Origin of the sequence: Erythrobacter sp. SD-21, from assembly GCF_000181515.1 — a bacterium.
Classification (GTDB): Bacteria; Pseudomonadota; Alphaproteobacteria; order Sphingomonadales; family Sphingomonadaceae; genus Qipengyuania.
This window is the reverse complement of the sequence record NZ_ABCG01000010.1, coordinates 18,159-33,866: the sequence shown is the minus strand read 5'-3', so window position 1 is coordinate 33,866 and position 15,708 is coordinate 18,159. Positions and strand designations below refer to the sequence as shown.

Sequence of the window (15,708 nt, the reverse complement as noted above, 5' to 3'; positions counted from 1 at the left end):
CTCGCTGACCCTAAACCAGGTCGCAGGGTTTGGCAGCAGCCCACGGCCATTGCAAGCGATGGGGCACAGGCCTAGCGGGTTATCCATGGCCGATGTCGATCCCAAAGCTGCCGTTACGGCGCCGCCGCCCGCCCGGCCGAAGAGCATCTCGCGCGAGCGCATGGTGCTGCTGTTCGCGGTGATGCTGACCACGGCGGCGGGCAATACGGCGATGCAGTCGGTCATGCCCTCGATCGGCACCGCTCTCTCTATCGACGACGTCTGGATCAGCCTTGCCTACAGCTGGTCGGCGCTGCTCTGGGTGCTCTGCGCGCCGATCTGGGCCGAGCGTTCCGACCGGCGCGGGCGCAAGGCGATGATGGCGGTGGGCCTCATCGGGTTCATCGCCTCGATGGCGTTGTGCGGCCTTGCGCTCTGGCTGGGTCTCATCGGCATCCTCGGCGGGACGGCAGCGCTGATTGCTTTCGCCATTGCGCGCAGTCTCTATGGCGGGTTTGGCAGCGCGGCGCCGCCAGCGGTGCAAGCCTATGTCGCCAGCCGCACCCCGCGCGCCGAGCGGACGCAGGCGCTTTCGCTGATTGCATCGAGTTTCGGTCTCGGCACGGTTATCGGCCCGGCGCTGGCGCCGCTGATGGTGCTGCCCTTCGTCGGGCTGACCGGACCCTTCATCATCTTTGCGCTGATCGGCTTCGCCACGCTGATGGCGCTGCGGCTGCGCCTGCCCAACGACGAGCCGCAATTTCCTGCACGCGGCCAAACTTACGACGCGCCCTATGCCGGTGGGGGCACGCAATCCTCCCACGCCGAAGACGACGAAGACGAGGAAGAAGTCGAACCGCACAAGCTGCGCTGGTTCGAACCGCGCCTGCGCCCCTGGGTCACGGTCGGCCTGATCGGGGGGCACGCGCAGGCGATGGTGCTGGGCATCATCGGTTTTCTCGTGCTCGATCGGCTCGGGCTGCGGGCCACCCCGGCTGAGGGCACGGGGCCGGTCGGCCTCGTCCTGATGTGCGGGGCGATTGCCACCCTGCTCGCGCAATGGGGGCTGATCCCGCGGCTCGATCTGGGTCCGCGCGCGGCCACGTTGTCGGGCATCACGATTGCAGCCGCTGGCGTCGCCTATCTGGGCGTTGCCGACAACCTCCATGCCATCGCGCTGGCCTACGCCATCGCCTCGCTAGGCTTCGGCCTTTTCCGCCCCGGCAGCACGGCGGGCACCTCGCTGGCTGTGACGCGGGCGGAGCAGGGGCAGGCTTCGGGCATCACGGCGAGCGTTGCGGGCGCGAGCTTCATCTACGCGCCCGCGCTCGGCGTCTGGCTCTATGGCCATTCCGACTGGCTCGGCTTCGGCCTGATCGTGGCGCTATGCGCGGCCGTGTTTATCTATGGCTGGGGCGCGCTGCAACGCGACAGCACGCTCACCCGCGAACGCCGCTAAAGGATTTCGAGGACAGTATCCTGCGGGCGGCAGAGGCGCGCGCCCTTGTCGGTTTCGACCAGCGGCCGTTCGATCAGGATCGGGTCGGCGACCATGGCGGCCAGCACTTCGTCCGCGCTCGCATCGGGCAGGCCGCGGTCCACCGCATCGGTCCCGCGTATCCGCAGGCCCTCGTTCGGCGTGATTCCGGCGTCCTTGTAAAGCTGCGCGAGCTTCTGAGCCGTCGGCGGGTCCTTCAGATATTCGACCACCTCCACGTCCACCTTCGACAGGCTTTCGAGGATGGCGAGCGTCTTGCGCGAGGTGCCGCACTTGGGATTGTGCCAGATCGTGGCCTTCATATCGGGTCTCCTTTGCCACCCCCGCTAATCGACCCTTGCGATGAGAGAAAGCCACTCTCGCGATTTTTTAATGCGCGAAAGGCAGATTCGGGGTTGAAAATGCGAATGGTTCTCAATAGCAGGCATTCAGCAATTGATAATCATTCGCAAGAACAGAAAGCCCTTTATGAAGCCCTTCACCCGTGCCGCTCTCCTGCTCGCCGGAACCGCCATGGCCGCACCCGCCATGGCCAGCACCGCGAGCGCCGACGGCCAGCCCGAACGTGACTACCTGCCTTCCGACATCGTGGTGAAAGGCGAGCGCGCGGACGATTACGGCACCGACGATGGCTCCACCGCCACCAAGACGCCGACCCCGCTCATCGACGTGCCGCAGGCGGTCAGCTTCATCACCGAAGACCAGCTGGAAGACCAGGCCGTCCACCAGCTCGGCGATGCGCTGCGCTATGTCCCCGGCATCAGCATGGAAACCGGCGAAGGCCACCGCGATGAGGTATTCATCCGCGGCCAGGAATCGACCGCCGACTTCTATATCGACGGGCTGCGCGACGACGCGCAATATTATCGCTCCCTCTACAACATCGAGCGGGTCGAAGTCCTCAAGGGCGCCAACGCGCTGATCTTCGGCCGCGGCGCCGGTGGCGGCGCGATCAACCGCGTGGCCAAACGCGCCGAGTTCCAGTCCGCCATCAGCGGAGAAGCCTCGGTCGACAGCTTCGGCGCCTTCGCCCTGCTCGCCGATGTGAACCACGCCGCCTCGGACAGCCTCGCCCTTCGTCTCAACGCGACCTACGAGGAATTCGACAACGACCGCGACTTCTACGAGGGCCGCTTCATCGGCATCTCGCCGACGCTGACCGCAGCTCTGGGCCCGGACACCACGCTCTACGCGAGCTACACTTACGACAATGACGAGCGCGTCACCGATCGCGGCGTGCCGTCGCTGAACGGCGGTCCGCTGACCGGCTTCGACAGCACCTTCTTCGGGGATCCCGATTTCAACTTCGCCACGGCCGAAGTGAACATCGCCCGCCTCCGCGTCGAGCACGCGTTCAACGGCGGCCTCTCGGCTAACGCCAGCCTCCAGTTCGCCGATTACGACAAGGCCTATCAGAACATCGTACCGAGCGGCACCGACGGCACCGACGTGTTCCTGGGCGGCTATCGTGACACCACCGTCCGCCGCAACTGGATCGGCCAGGCAAACGGCATTTGGGAAGCCGGCACCGGCACCATCGAATCGACCCTGCTGTTCGGCTTCGAGGCCAGCAGCCAAGACACGCAGAACGCGCGCCAGACGGTCAGCTTCGACGATGGCGATCCGCTGACCACCGATGACAACGCCACCCCGCTGGCAGAGACGATCTTCATCCCGGCCTACACGCTCAACCCGACCTCGCGTTCGCGCGACAGCCAGCTTTCGACCCTGTCCTTCTATGTGCAGGAACAGCTGCAGATCGGCGACTATATCGAGCTGGTCGGCGGCCTGCGCTGGGATCGCTTCGACCTCGAGACCATCGACCTCATCAACGGCGTCGAAGGCGACCGTGTGGACGAGGAATTCAGCCCGCGCGCCGGTGTGATCGTCAAGCCCACGCCCGACCTGTCGATTTACGCCAGCTATGCGCAGAGCTTCCTCCCGCAGGCGGGCGACCAGTTCCTCGTACTCTCCCCCGACAGTGCGCAGTTCGAGCCGGAGAAGTTCACCAATTACGAAATCGGCGCAAAGTGGGCTCCGCTCAGCAATGTACTGGTCTCGGCCGCGCTGTTCCGACTGGAGCGCACCAATATTCGCGCAACCGACCCGGCCGACCCGACGCTGTCCGTGCTGGCCGGCGAGAGCCGTGCGGAAGGTTTCGAGATCGGCGCGGTCGGCGAAGTCACCGACTTCTGGAAGGCCAACCTCGGCTACACCTATCTCGACGGCGAACTGCTGAACGACAACGCGTTCGGCGATGCGGGCCAGCGCCTGCAGCAGCTTCCCCGGCACTCGATCAGCGCATGGAACCGCTTCGACGTTACCGACACGATCGGCTTCGGTCTCGGCGTGATCCACCAGTCGGAGCAATTCGCCAGCTTCTCGAACGATGTCGTCCTGCCCGCCTACTGGCGTGTCGACGCGGCGGCCTTCTACACGGTGAGCGATCGCCTGAGCCTACAGGTCAATATCGAGAACCTGTTCGACGAGACCTATTACCCGAGCGCCCACGGCGACAACAACATCCAGCCCGCCGACCCGTTCAGCGCGCGCTTCGGGGTTCGCTTCGAGCTCTGATCTGCCAGGAAGATAGGCAAAGTGAAACGGCGGCCGGCAACGGTCGCCGTTTTGCGTAGGGGTTTAGTCGCGTTCGGGTGCGGAAGGCGGCGCGCTGAGCGCGGGCACTTCGGCCGCTGCATCTTTGGCGCTGATACCCGGCGACGGGGCAGCGCTGATCCGCTCCTGCCGGCGCGCCACCCGGCCCGCGCGCTGGATGGCGCGCACCAGTCGCGGATAGACGCCGCAGCGGCAGATGTTCGGGATGGCGGCCTTGATCTCGGCCTCGCTCGCACCGGGATTGCGGTCGATCAGCGCAGCCGCCGCCATCACGATACCCGGCGTGCAGAACCCGCACTGGATCGCCTGTTCGGCCACCAGCGCCTGCTGCACCGGATGGGTGCGGTCGCCCGACAGCCCTTCGATCGTCTTGATGAAGCGCCCTTCCGCCTCCGCAATGGTGACGAGGCAACTGCGCAGCGGCTCGCCGTCGATATGGACGACGCAGGCCCCGCAATCGCCATTGCCGCAGCCGTATTTCGTGCCGGTCAGATTGGCAGCGTCGCGCAGCGCCCACAGCAGGGGCGTTTCGGGGTCCATCAGGAATTCGATGGGACGTTCGTTGACCGTCATGCGCGACATGGCGGTGCCTTCGCTTCAATGCGCGGGAATGTCGAGAGGGCTTAGCTCTTCCAGCTGTCGTCGATCTTCGACACGCGGCGCTTCCACGCCTCGAAGTCGAACAGGCCTGCCCCGCCCTGCGTCTGCATGGTGGACAGGTCGCGCTGGTGCACGTCGACCACCTCCTGCTTGACGATATTGGGTTCGCCCTGGCTCAATGTGGCAACCTGGATTTCGCAGGCGCGCTGGAGCGCCCACATCTTCACGAACATGCCGGGGATGGTCTTGTCCATAACCACGGGGCCGTGGTTGCGTAGCATCAGGATCGAATGATCGCCGAGGTTCTCGACCAGCCGGTCGCCTTCCTCGGGGCGCACGGTGACGCCTTCGAAATCGTGATAGCCGATCTGGCCCTGGAAATTGCAGGCGTAGAAATTGGTCGGCAGCAGCCCGTCCTTGTGGCTGCACACCGCCATGGTGGCGGTGGTGTGGACGTGGCAGATGGCGGTCGCCTTCTCGCCCAGATGCTTGTGGAAGTGCGCGTGCTGGGTGAATCCGGCCTTGTTCACCATATATTGCGACTGGCCTACATTGTTGCCCTCGACATCGATCTTCACGAGGTTGGAGGCGGTCACTTCATCATAGAGCAGGCCGAAGGGGTTGATCAGGAACGTGTCCTTCTCGCCCGGCACCGCCACCGAGATGTGGTTGTAGATGCTTTCGCCCCAGCCGAGATGTTCGAAAATGCGGTAACAGGCGGCCAGATCCTGGCGGACCTTCCATTCTTCTTCGCTGCATTCGAACTTGGGTTTCATCTGGGTGGCCATGGCGAACTCTCCTGTCGGTCTCTCTTTGCAACTTCTATCGCACGGGGAGGCCGTGTGCGGCAAGCGCCTCGCCCGTCAATCGGCGCTTCCCAACCGCGCCCCGCCCCGCTAGCGCGCTGGAACAATGAGCGAGACGGCCAAACTCACCCGCGGGAGCATACGCCGCCATCTCGTGACGCAGACACTGCCAATGATCGTCGGCGTGGCCGCAATCATGTCGGTCGGGCTGATCGACGCCTATTTCATCGGCCAGCTGGGATCAGCGGAACTGGCCGCCGTCAGCTTCATCTTCCCCATCATCATCGCGCTCTCCAGCCTCGGTGTCGGCGTGATGGTCGGGATCAATTCCGTGATCTCGCGGGCGCTGGGCGAAGGCGATGTGGAGCGAGCCGAGCGGCGGGCGAATTTCGGCGCGATCTTCGCGCTGACCGCCGGGGTGTTCCTTGGCCTGACACTGTTCCTGCTTCTCGATCCACTGTTCCGCCTGATGCAGGCGAGCGACGAGTTGATGCCTCTCATCACCGAATATATGCGGCCCTTCTCGCTCGGCATGCCGGTGCTGCTGCTGCAGATGGGGCTGAGCGGCGTGCTGCGCGGACAGGGCGAGGCGCGCTACGTCTCGCTGATTTCGATCACCTATTCGGTGGTAAACTGGATACTCGACCCGATCCTCATCACCGGCGCGCTGGGCTTCGAGGGGTTCGGCGTTGCGGGCGCGGCCTATGCTTCGATCATCGGCTATGGCGTCGCCTGCGTTATCGCGCTCGTCTTCATCAACCGCGCACAGCTGGCGATCCACCCCTCGCTCATCCGCCAATGCGATATCGCCGCCTCGGGCGGCGCTATCCTCAAGGTAGCCGGACCGGCTGCCTTTTCCAACGCCATTAACCCCGTCGGCCTTTCCGTGCTCACCGCCCTCCTCGCCAGCCAGGGCGAAGCGGCGATTGCGGGCTTCGGCGCGGCCGGGCGCTTGCAAAGCTTCGCGGTCGTCCCGCTGCTTGGCCTGTCGGGATCGATCGGGGCGATCATCGGGCAGAACTGGGGCGCGAACCGCGCGGACAGGGCGCGCCGGGCGATGTACTGGGCGGGCCTCTTTTGCATCGTCTACGGCCTGGCCATCGCCCTTGTGCTGTTTGCCTTCGGAACATGGTTCGCCGACTTCTTCACCGACGATCCGGAGGTCATCGAGGAATTCTCGCGCTACCTTGCCATCTCGGTCTGGGGCTATGCGGGCTTCGGCCTGCTGATCGTGGGCAACGGCGCCCTGAACGCGGTCGACCACGCGCCTTACGCCTTGGCGCAGAGCGCGGCGCGCGTGTTCCTCGTCATGATGCCCTTTGCCTGGGTCCTGCGCACAAGCTGGGGTGCGGAAGCGATTTACGGGGCCGAACTGGTCGCCAATCTCGCCGGCGGAGCGCTGGCTGCCTATGTCGTCTGGCGAGTGCTTGGCGGCCATGAGAAAAACTCCTTACCGCTTCCAACGAAACGTTAACCATCCTCGTGCATAGCGGACCCTAAGAAGAATTGGGGGTCCAAGACCAATGGATGAATTGCTGGCCGATTTCGTCGCGGAAACGCGCGAGATGCTCGAACAGAGCGGTAGCGAGCTGGTCGCATGGGAAGCCGATCCGTCGGACAAGAAGCGCATCGATACGATTTTCCGCTTCGTCCACACGGTGAAGGGAAATTGCGGCTTTTTCGACTTTCCGCGGCTCGAGCAGCTGAGCCATGCGGCCGAAGACGCGCTGGCCGAATGCCGCGCCGGCCGCCGCGAACCCGACAGCGCGCTGGTAACGGCGGTGCTCGCCATCATCGACCGCATTTCGGAAATGACCGACGCCATCGAAGCGGGCGAGGATTTCCCCGCCGGCGGTGACGAGGCGCTGATCGCCGCGCTCAGCCCCGATGCCGAGATCGAAGTCCAGAGCGATGTCGAAATCGTCGAGGAAACGCTGGCCGAGGCTCCGGCCGAAGGCGATGCGCCCGCCGCCCCGACCAAGGCCCCGCGCCAGACCGTCCAGCGCTCGATCCGCCTGCCCGTCGACCTGCTCGACGAGGTGATGAAGGGCGTTTCCGACATGGTGCTGGCGCGCAACGACCTTGCCCGCCGCCTGCGCGAAGCCGGCGAACAGCCGACCATCGACGGCCCCTTCGAACGCCTGTCCGCCATCCTTGCCGATGTGCGCAATTCGATCACCCGCATGCGCATGCAGCGGCTCGAACATCTCTTCTCCTCGCTCCCGCGCCTCGTGCGCGACCTGTCGAATGAGCTCGGCAAGCAGGTGATGGTCGACTTCGAGGGCAGCGAGGTCGAACTCGACCGCGAGATGATCGAGATGGTCCGCGACCCGCTGACCCACATCATCCGCAACGCTATCGATCACGGCCTTGAAACACCCGCAGCCCGGCTCAAGGTCGGCAAGCGCGAGATCGGCCTGCTGAAGTTCGCCGCTCGCCAGTCGGGCAACCAGATCAGCCTTGTCATCACCGATGATGGCGGCGGCATCAACGTGGACAAGGTCGTCGCCAAGGCGATCGCCAACGGCCTTTATTCGCGCTCTGAAATCGACAAGATGTCGGACAAGCAGAAAGAGAACCTTATCTTCGAACCCGGGCTGTCGACGGCCGAACAGGTCAGCTCGGTCTCCGGTCGCGGCGTCGGCATGGACGTGGTTCGCTCCAACATCGAGCGCGTGGGCGGTTCGATCGAAGTGTCGAGCAAGCCGGGCGAAGGCACCAGCTTCCACCTCCAGCTGCCGCTCACCCTGTCGATCATCGCCGCGCTCACCGTGGGTTCGGGCGACCAGCGCTATGCAATCCCGCGCAGCTATGTCGAGGAAATCGTTTTCGGCAATTCCAGCCATGTCGAATTCGCGCAGGCCGGCGACCGCCGCCTCGTGACCTTCCGCGGCCAGCGCGTGCCCTGCCTTGCGCTGGGCGAAGTGCTCGGCGGCGAAGCAAACGAAACCTGCCGCTGGGAAGACAAGACGCTGATCCTGGTGCGCCTTGCCAGCGGCGATGTCTTTGCGCTCGCGGTCGACCGGGTGTTCGATCACGAGGACGTGGTGGTCAAACCCATCGCGCCCGCCATCATGGAAACGCGCCTTTACGCAGGTACGACCCTGCTCGACGATGGCCGCCCGATGATGCTCATCGACCTTCCCTCCATCGCGCAGATGCGCGGCATGGTCGGCGGCGTGCGCACCAAGCCGGTCGGCATCGAGAAGGAAGAACGCACCCAGAAGAGCAAGGCCGTGCCAGTCATGCTGTTCGCCGGTCTCGACGGCCGTCACCGCGCCGTACGCCTCGAACTGGTCCGCCGAATCGACACGATTTCCCGCGAGGCAATCGATATCGAGGGCGACCGCGCCCAAGCGGTCATCGATGGCGAGATCATGACGCTGGCCGGACACGACACCGGCCCGCTGCCCGAGGAACGCTGCCGCCTGCTGCGCCTTTCGGACGGCGAGCACGAGCTGGTCTATGCGGTCAAGGAAGTGCTCGACGCCGCGGACATCACCGACGATGTCGTGCCGAGCGAAGCGGACACCGCCATCGAGGGCGTTACGCTCATCGGCGGCAAACCGATCCCGCTGCTCGACGGCCACGCAGTCTTCGCCCGCTACCGTGCGGCGCGCAAGATCGACCACACGCTGACCTGCCGCATCCCGGAAGGCAGCGAATGGGCGCGCACCATTCTCGAACCCTTGGTGCAGGCCGCCGGCTATCGCATCGCGGGCGAGGATGACGAGGTCGAAGCCGATCTCGCCATCGCGCTCGCCGAAGACGCAGCCCCGATCACGGCCGGCGCACGCGAGACCATTCGCCTGCGCCCCGAGCCCGAAGATGCGGGCGACGACACCATCTACCGCTACGACCGCGACGCGCTGCTCGCCGCGCTCAAGCGCATCCGCACCGGGAGGGCGGCATGAACGAACTGCTTCTGATGTGCACGATCGCCGGTCGCCGTGCGGCGATCCCCGCGATCGAGGTCCAGTCGGTGATCGAGGTGGAGAATATCACCCCCATCCCCGGCACACCCGATTTCATCCTCGGCCTGACGGCCCTACGCAGCCAGGCGCTGACGGTCATCGACTGTTCGCTGGCGCTGGGCCTCGAGGAGACCGCCGAGCATTCGGAACGCCGGGCCGCCGTGGTCGAGTTCGAAAGTCACCTCTACGCGCTGCTGGTCGAGGAAGCGCATGACGTTGGCGAAACCCGCAGCGAACCGGTCGCGGTTCCGGGCGGTTTCGGCGAAGGCTGGCAGCGCGCCGCGTGCGGCATGGTCGAGACCGACGGCGGCCCTACGCTGCTGGTCGATATCGAACATCTCATCTCAGGGCCTCTTCGCGAGGCAGCTTAAGCGATTGGTTACCGCCTGCCGGTATAAGGGGCAGGCAAGTGAAGGGATCACGAGAAATGAAAACCTGTCTTATCGTCGATGATTCGCGCGTTATCCGGAAGGTGTCGCGCCATATCCTCGAAACCCTCGGCTTCACGGTCGACGAAGCCGAAAACGGCCAGGAAGGCCTGAACAAGTGCCTCGAGAGCATGCCCGAAGTGGTCCTGCTCGACTGGAACATGCCGGTCATGACCGGTATCGAGTTCATCCACGAACTGCGCAAGCACGAAGGCGGCGACAAGCCCAAGGTCGTGTTCTGCACCACCGAAAACGACGTCGCGCACATCCGCGAGGCGATCAGCGCCGGCGCCGACGAATACGTCATGAAGCCGTTCGATCACGAAACGCTCCAGATCAAGCTCCAACTCGTCGGCATGGCCTGATCCAAGAAGGAACGGATTCGTGGTGACCGCCCTTAGATCTCTGAAAGCGGCCCCGCCGAATCCCAATCCCGCGCCCGGCTGCGTGCGGGTGATGCTGATCGACGATTCGCTGACCGTGCGGACGATCTTCTCGCGCATGATCGAGCGTCAGGACGACATGACGATCGTCGCCAGCGCAAGTTCAGCCGAACGCGGCCTGATGGAGCTGGGCAGCCACCGGACAGACGTGATCCTGCTCGACCTCGAGATGCCCGGAATGGGCGGTCTCGAGGCGCTGCCCAAGCTGCTCAGGGCTTCGCCCGACACCAAGGTGCTGGTCATTTCCTCGCTGACCGCCGAAGGCGCGGAAGCGACGGTGGCGGCGCTGCGCATGGGCGCGGCCGACACCATGCTGAAGCCGCGTCCGGGCGGCTTCAACGACGACTACCGCGACCAGCTGCTGGGAAAGATCCGGGCGCTCAAGGGCCTCGCCCCGCACGAACAGCCCAAGCGCGCCGCTCCCCGCCCGGCCCAGCGCCGCGCGGGCAAGCGGCCTAAGGTCCTCGCCATCGGGGCGTCAACGGGCGGCATCCACGCGCTGAACCTCTTCCTGCGGCAGGTGCCGAAGAACTTCGACCTGCCGATCCTCATCACGCAGCACCTTCCCGCCAGCTTCATCCCCGTCTTCGCCAGGCAGATGGAAATGGCCGCCGGTCGCGAGGCCGTGCTGGCCGACGAAGACGTCGAGATCACGCGCGGGCGGATCGTCATTGCGCCGGGCCATGGCCACATGGTGGTGCGCAGGAAAGGCACGCGCCACGTCACCGGCCTCGCCTTCAATCCTGTCAAGAGCGGCTGCACGCCTTCGGTGGATCCGATGTTCGAAACGCTGGCCGAGGCCTGTGACGGCCATGTCGCCGGCATCCTTTTGTCGGGCATGGGCCGCGACGGGACCGACGGCGCCGATGCGATCATCAACGCCGGCGGTTCGATGTACGCCCAGAGCGCGGACACTTGCGCGGTCTGGGGCATGCCCCGCGACATTACCGAACGCGGACTTGCTACCGCCGTTCTCCCGCCGGCGGAACTCGCCGACAAAGTCCTTGCAAGCGTTGGAGCCGATGCATGGCGTTAGAAGACGCTTCCCACAAGATTATCGCTGACCTTCTCGAATCGCGTACCGGACAGACCCTTACCGAAAGCCGCCGCTGGCGCATTTCGACCGCGCTTTCGGGCCTGTTCCGCGAATTCGGCATCGAGAATGTCGACCAGCTGGCCTGCATGCTCGAACGGCCCGGCGAACACCGCCTCGCGACCCGCGTGGTCGAGGCGCTGCTCAACAACGAGACCTATTTCTTCCGCGATCACAACTACTTCTCGACGCTGGCCAACACGGTCCTGCCGGAACTGGCAAAACGCCGCGCGGACAGCCGCAAGATCTCGATCTGGTCGGCCGGTTGCTCGACCGGGCAGGAGGTCCTGAGCCTCGCCATGACCTTCTGCGAACAGCCGGGTCGCTGGGCGGATTGGAAGATCGAGATCCTCGGCACCGATGTATCGAGTAAGGCGATCGAGCAGGCGCGCACCGGCACGTTCTCGCAGTTCGAAATCCAGCGCGGCATTTCGGTGGCGCAGATGCTGAATTTCTTCTCCGAAACGCCCAAGGGCTGGAAGGTCGCCGACAAGGTGCTCGGCATGACCCGTTTCGAACAGCGAAACATCCTCGATTATCCGCCGGCGCCGGGACGCTTCGATCTCGTGCTGTGCCGTAACTGCCTGCTCTATTTCGACCCCGAGACGCGCCGCAACGCCTTCGAGCGACTGGCGACCGGGATCGCAGCCGACGGCTTCCTGATGCTTGGCGCAGGCGAGACCGTGGTCGGCCAGACCGACCGTTTCGAACCGGCGCCGTTCGGATCGGCGATGTACGTGCCCAAGGCCGCGATCCGTTCGGGTTCGGTGCTTGGCGACACGCTGCCCCGCGCAGCCACGGCCTGACTCAATTTCCTCGCCGCCCTCACCCGGCATCGCCAAGGTAAATATCGGGTTTACCGTTAATTAGCGAATGCGCGTTAGCGGTGGCGAGGATCGAATGGATATTGCCATCGAGGGGGATTCTCGCGTGCGTTCACATACGGATTTGGCTCAGCAAAGCACCCGCGTGATGATCTTCGCGCCGCTCGCCTCGCTTGGCGGGATCGTGGGCGTCACGGCCTTGCTCGCCCTGTTCGGACCGCAGGTCGGGATCGCCTCCATGAAGGCGGTCCTCGGCGGGGGTTTCGTCGCCCTCTTCGCCAGCATCGGCGGGTTTGCCGTGATGGGCCTCAAGCACCTGAAGAAGCTGGAGCGCCTGTCGAACAGCGACGCGCTCACCCTCCTGCCGAACCGCCGCGGGCTGCACCGCGATATCACGGACCTCATGTCGCCCGATCACGAGGTCGCGCTGGCGATCGTCGATCTTGACGGGTTCAAGATCATCAACGACCATTACGGCCACGTGCTGGGCGATGCGACGATCAAGGAAATCGCCCGCATCCTTGCCGATATCTGCGGCGAGGAAGCGCGCATCTACCGCCTCGGCGGAGACGAATACGCCGTCCTGATGAGTGGCGAGCTTGCCGGCACGCTGCTCGAAGGTCATTGCCGCCGGATCATCGAGCGGCTCGCCAAGTCGATCAAAGTGGACAACCGCCGCTTGACGCTGGGTGCCAGCATCGGGCTTGCCCGCAACGCGCCGGGGCAGGGAGTCACCTCTTCCGAATTGCTGCGCCGCGCCGATGTGGCGATGTACGCCTCCAAGCGGGGCGGCAAGATGCGCTGCACCTGGTTCAATGAGGCCTTCGACCGCAGTCGCGAACAGATCAAGCAGCTCGACGACGAACTGCGCCAGGCGCTCTCGCTCGGCGAGTTCCGGATGCATTACCAGCCGCTCGTCGACAGCACGACGCGCAAGGTCGTTTCGGTCGAAAGCCTGCTGCGCTGGGAACGCCCCGACGGCAAGTCGATCGGCCCCAACACCTTCATCCCGGTGGCAGAGGAATCGGGCCTGATCAATCCGATCGGCCTGTGGGTCCTGCGCCAGGCGTGCTGCGACGCGCTAGAATGGGAAGGCGTGACGCTATCGGTCAATATTTCCGCCGCCCAGTTGCGCAATCCGGAATTTCCGATCCAGCTCGGCCATATCCTCGAAGAAACGAACTTCGATCCAGAACGCCTCGAACTCGAAGTGACCGAGACTTGCCTCGTGCTCGACCCGGTGGTCGCCGAGCGCAGCCTCAACCTCATCCGCGGCTTCGGCGTCAGCGTGGCGCTGGACGATTTCGGTACGGGCTACGCCTCGATCGGCTTCCTGCGCCAGTTCCGCTTCGAGAAGCTGAAGCTCGACCGCAGTCTCGTGGTGCAGGCGAGTGAGGACGATTCCAGCCGCGCCATGATGCTCTCCAGCATCACCATGGCCCGCGCAATGAAGATGGAAGTCACCGCCGAGGGCGTGGAAACCGAAGACCAGGCTGACATGGTCCGCGCTGCCGGGTGCGACCAGATCCAGGGCTGGCTCTATTTCAAGGCCATGCCGGCCGACCAGATCAAGCAGCATCTCGGCCGTGAAATCGACGGTGTGGATGCCAGTGAAGACAGTGACCCGGGGGTCAAGGTAGCATGAACATGATGGCTCAGGACTTCGACCAAGCCGTGGTCGACTCCAGCAAATACTATTCCGACGAGATCGCGGAAGACCGCGCAATCCTCGCCGACATTGGCGCTGGAAGCGAAGGGCTGGGCGGCAAGTTCGCCGACCTTTCGATCGGCAGCAAGCTGAGCCTAGTGGCGTTCGCCAATATCGGCGCGGTCGTTTTCATCCTGCTGTCGATAGTGATCGGCGGATGGACCGCCGTGGAGCTGCGGCACGAACGGATGCGTATCTCGGAGATGCTGGTGCTTTCCAGCGAGATGCGTTCGGGCACCGACGAGGTGCTCCTCAGCATGCAGCGCTTTGCCTACTCGGGCGACACCGCCGCGCACGCCAACGCCAAGGCTTCGCTCCAGAGCGCGCGCCGCGACCTCAACGCGCTGGAAAAATCGGCGCGCACCTATGCGCCCGACCAGATTGGAACCATCGGCGAACTGCGCGAAGGCCTCAACGTCTTCGTCGCGGACCTCGCTCGGCAGGCGGAAGCGACCGACGGCATGGCGCGTGCCCTCGCCGCCGAATCGTCACTGCAGCATGGCGCGCAGTTCGCCGAGCTGAGCAAGGAGCTGAAAACCGGCCTGTTCCGCCAGGGTGAAGCCAGCGATGCGGCGGGCGAAACCACCATCGTCTGGCTCTTCGTGGCCTTCTTCACAGTGGCGATCCTCGGTATCGGCCTGATCCTCGTATCCACCCGCGTGATCGCCCGCGACATTTCGGGCACGGTGAGCCAGCTGACCGATGCCTCGGAACGCCTCGCGACGGGCGACAAGTCGATCCAGATCCCCGGCCTCGAACGCCGCGACGAACTGGGCGGCCTTGCTCGCTCGCTCCACGTCTTCCTGCGCGCCGCCTTCCGTTTCGAGCGGATGGCCGAGGAAAAGGAAGCGCTTCGTGCGGAGCGGGGTCAGGACCTCCAGCGTCTCGCATCGCAGTTCGAGAACACCGTGGGCGAGGTCGTAAACGGCGTCGCGGCCGCGTCCAGCCAGCTCAATTCGACCGCTGCAGCGATGGCCGCCAGCGCAGAACAGGCGACGCACCAGACCGGCAATGTCAGCCACGCCATGGAACAGGCATCGGGCGGGGTCACCGCAGCTGCGGCCGCTTCGGACGAGTTTGCCATGTCGATCGGCGAGATCAGCCGCCAGGCCTCGCACTCGGCCGAACTCGCCCGCAAGGCTTCCGACGATGCCGAAGGCGCGGACGAGACAATTTCCGCCCTCGCTGCTTCGGCCGAACAGGTCGGCCAGATCGTCGAGCTCATCCAGTCGATCGCCCAGCGCACCAACCTGCTCGCATTGAACGCCAGCATCGAGGCCGCACGTGGCGGCGAAGCGGGCCGTGGGTTTGCCGTGGTGGCCAGCGAGGTCAAGGAGCTCGCCGCGCAGACCAGCCGTGCAACCGAAGAGGTGGCCGAGCAGATCCAGGCCATGCAGGCATCGACCGGTGCCAGCGTCAACGCGCTGCGTTCGATCGGCGACCAGATCAAGCAGCTCGAAACCACCGCCATCTCGATTGCCAGCGCGGTCGACCAGCAGTCCGTCGCAGGTCAGGACCTCGCGCGCAGCATTGATCTGGCCGCGCGCTCCACCGACGAAGTCTCGGGCAGCATTACCCAGGTGCGCGAGGCCAGCGTGGCTACAGGCGCCGCCGCCAGCCAGGTGCTCGGCTCGGCCACCGCACTCGAATCGCAGGCCGGCGTGCTGCGCCAGCAGGTCGACGAATTCCTACAGCATGTAAGGGCCGCCTGACCGGAAAACCATAAAGGGGGCAGGCGT

General features: G+C 64.9%; 13 protein-coding genes. 10 read left to right on the top strand and 3 right to left on the bottom strand.

Annotated features, from left to right (window positions below; translation table 11 throughout):
• Positions 1-85: 85 nt before the first annotated feature.
• On the top strand, positions 86-1,438 hold the full coding sequence (locus ED21_RS13480; protein WP_006834485.1) for an MFS transporter: 1,353 nt from the start codon (positions 86-88) through the stop codon (positions 1,436-1,438).
• Here the strand turns inward: ED21_RS13480 and arsC are convergent.
• A complete protein-coding gene (gene arsC, locus ED21_RS13475; RefSeq protein ID WP_006834484.1) occupies positions 1,435-1,779 on the bottom strand; it encodes an arsenate reductase (glutaredoxin) in 345 nt (114 codons plus the stop codon). The genes ED21_RS13480 and arsC overlap by 4 nt on opposite strands.
• A gap of 166 nt (positions 1,780-1,945) precedes the next feature.
• Between arsC and ED21_RS13470 the strand changes: the two genes are divergently transcribed.
• A complete protein-coding gene (locus ED21_RS13470; RefSeq protein ID WP_006834483.1) occupies positions 1,946-4,054 on the top strand; it encodes a TonB-dependent siderophore receptor in 2,109 nt (702 codons plus the stop codon).
• A 63-nt stretch (positions 4,055-4,117) separates the two neighbouring features.
• Here the strand turns inward: ED21_RS13470 and ED21_RS13465 are convergent, their stop codons facing one another.
• The gene (locus ED21_RS13465; RefSeq protein ID WP_006834482.1) at positions 4,118-4,675 is read right to left on the bottom strand and encodes a (2Fe-2S)-binding protein; all 558 of its coding nucleotides are present in this window, start codon (positions 4,673-4,675) and stop codon (positions 4,118-4,120) included.
• 41 nt (positions 4,676-4,716) lie between these two features.
• Positions 4,717-5,481 carry a class II aldolase/adducin family protein gene (locus tag ED21_RS13460; protein ID WP_006834481.1) on the bottom strand — a complete coding sequence of 255 codons (765 nt, stop codon included), beginning with the start codon at positions 5,479-5,481 and terminating at the stop codon, positions 4,717-4,719.
• 124 nt (positions 5,482-5,605) lie between these two features.
• On the opposite strand from ED21_RS13460, the gene ED21_RS13455 reads away from it, so the two are divergent.
• The 8 genes from ED21_RS13455 to ED21_RS13420 all read left to right on the top strand — a co-directional run bounded on the left by ED21_RS13455 (position 5,606) and on the right by ED21_RS13420 (position 15,681).
• Positions 5,606-6,973, top strand: coding sequence for an MATE family efflux transporter (locus tag ED21_RS13455; protein WP_006834480.1), 1,368 nt, complete (start codon positions 5,606-5,608; stop codon positions 6,971-6,973).
• 49 nt (positions 6,974-7,022) lie between these two features.
• Positions 7,023-9,413, top strand: a complete 2,391-nt coding sequence (locus tag ED21_RS13450; RefSeq protein ID WP_006834479.1) for a chemotaxis protein CheA — start codon at positions 7,023-7,025, stop codon at positions 9,411-9,413.
• The gene (locus tag ED21_RS13445; RefSeq protein ID WP_006834478.1) at positions 9,410-9,844 is read left to right on the top strand and encodes a chemotaxis protein CheW; all 435 of its coding nucleotides are present in this window, start codon (positions 9,410-9,412) and stop codon (positions 9,842-9,844) included. Before ED21_RS13450 ends, ED21_RS13445 begins: the two co-directional genes overlap by 4 nt.
• 56 nt (positions 9,845-9,900) lie before the next feature.
• On the top strand, positions 9,901-10,266 hold the full coding sequence (locus ED21_RS13440; RefSeq protein ID WP_006834477.1) for a PleD family two-component system response regulator: 366 nt from the start codon (positions 9,901-9,903) through the stop codon (positions 10,264-10,266).
• Between the two features lie 19 nt (positions 10,267-10,285).
• Positions 10,286-11,380 carry a chemotaxis-specific protein-glutamate methyltransferase CheB gene (gene cheB / locus ED21_RS13435; RefSeq protein WP_156787487.1) on the top strand — a complete coding sequence of 365 codons (1,095 nt, stop codon included), beginning with the start codon at positions 10,286-10,288 and terminating at the stop codon, positions 11,378-11,380.
• Entirely contained in the window at positions 11,371-12,243 is an 873-nt protein-coding gene (locus ED21_RS13430; protein WP_006834475.1) for a protein-glutamate O-methyltransferase CheR, read from the top strand. Before cheB ends, ED21_RS13430 begins: the two co-directional genes overlap by 10 nt.
• Before the next feature lie 124 nt (positions 12,244-12,367).
• Positions 12,368-13,906, top strand: a complete 1,539-nt coding sequence (locus ED21_RS13425) for a bifunctional diguanylate cyclase/phosphodiesterase (protein WP_233995768.1) — start codon at positions 12,368-12,370, stop codon at positions 13,904-13,906.
• The gene (locus ED21_RS13420) at positions 13,903-15,681 is read left to right on the top strand and encodes a methyl-accepting chemotaxis protein (protein ID WP_006834473.1); all 1,779 of its coding nucleotides are present in this window, start codon (positions 13,903-13,905) and stop codon (positions 15,679-15,681) included. Before ED21_RS13425 ends, ED21_RS13420 begins: the two co-directional genes overlap by 4 nt.
• Positions 15,682-15,708 lie beyond the last annotated feature (27 nt).

Bases quoted from the DNA above. Each gene is read 5' to 3' on its own strand.
- ED21_RS13460 (WP_006834481.1), bottom strand. From the start codon at position 5,481: ATGGCCACCCAGATGAAACCCAAGTTCGAATGCAGCGAAGAAGAATGG.
- ED21_RS13480 (WP_006834485.1), top strand. From the start codon at position 86: ATGGCCGATGTCGATCCCAAAGCTGCCGTTACGGCGCCGCCGCCCGCC.
- ED21_RS13470 (WP_006834483.1), top strand. From the start codon at position 1,946: ATGAAGCCCTTCACCCGTGCCGCTCTCCTGCTCGCCGGAACCGCCATG.
- ED21_RS13440 (WP_006834477.1), top strand. From the start codon at position 9,901: ATGAAAACCTGTCTTATCGTCGATGATTCGCGCGTTATCCGGAAGGTG.
- ED21_RS13450 (WP_006834479.1), top strand. From the start codon at position 7,023: ATGGATGAATTGCTGGCCGATTTCGTCGCGGAAACGCGCGAGATGCTC.
- arsC (WP_006834484.1), bottom strand. From the start codon at position 1,779: ATGAAGGCCACGATCTGGCACAATCCCAAGTGCGGCACCTCGCGCAAG.
- ED21_RS13420 (WP_006834473.1), top strand. From the start codon at position 13,903: ATGAACATGATGGCTCAGGACTTCGACCAAGCCGTGGTCGACTCCAGC.
- ED21_RS13455 (WP_006834480.1), top strand. From the start codon at position 5,606: ATGAGCGAGACGGCCAAACTCACCCGCGGGAGCATACGCCGCCATCTC.
- ED21_RS13465 (WP_006834482.1), bottom strand. From the start codon at position 4,675: ATGTCGCGCATGACGGTCAACGAACGTCCCATCGAATTCCTGATGGAC.
- ED21_RS13445 (WP_006834478.1), top strand. From the start codon at position 9,410: ATGAACGAACTGCTTCTGATGTGCACGATCGCCGGTCGCCGTGCGGCG.
- ED21_RS13430 (WP_006834475.1), top strand. From the start codon at position 11,371: ATGGCGTTAGAAGACGCTTCCCACAAGATTATCGCTGACCTTCTCGAA.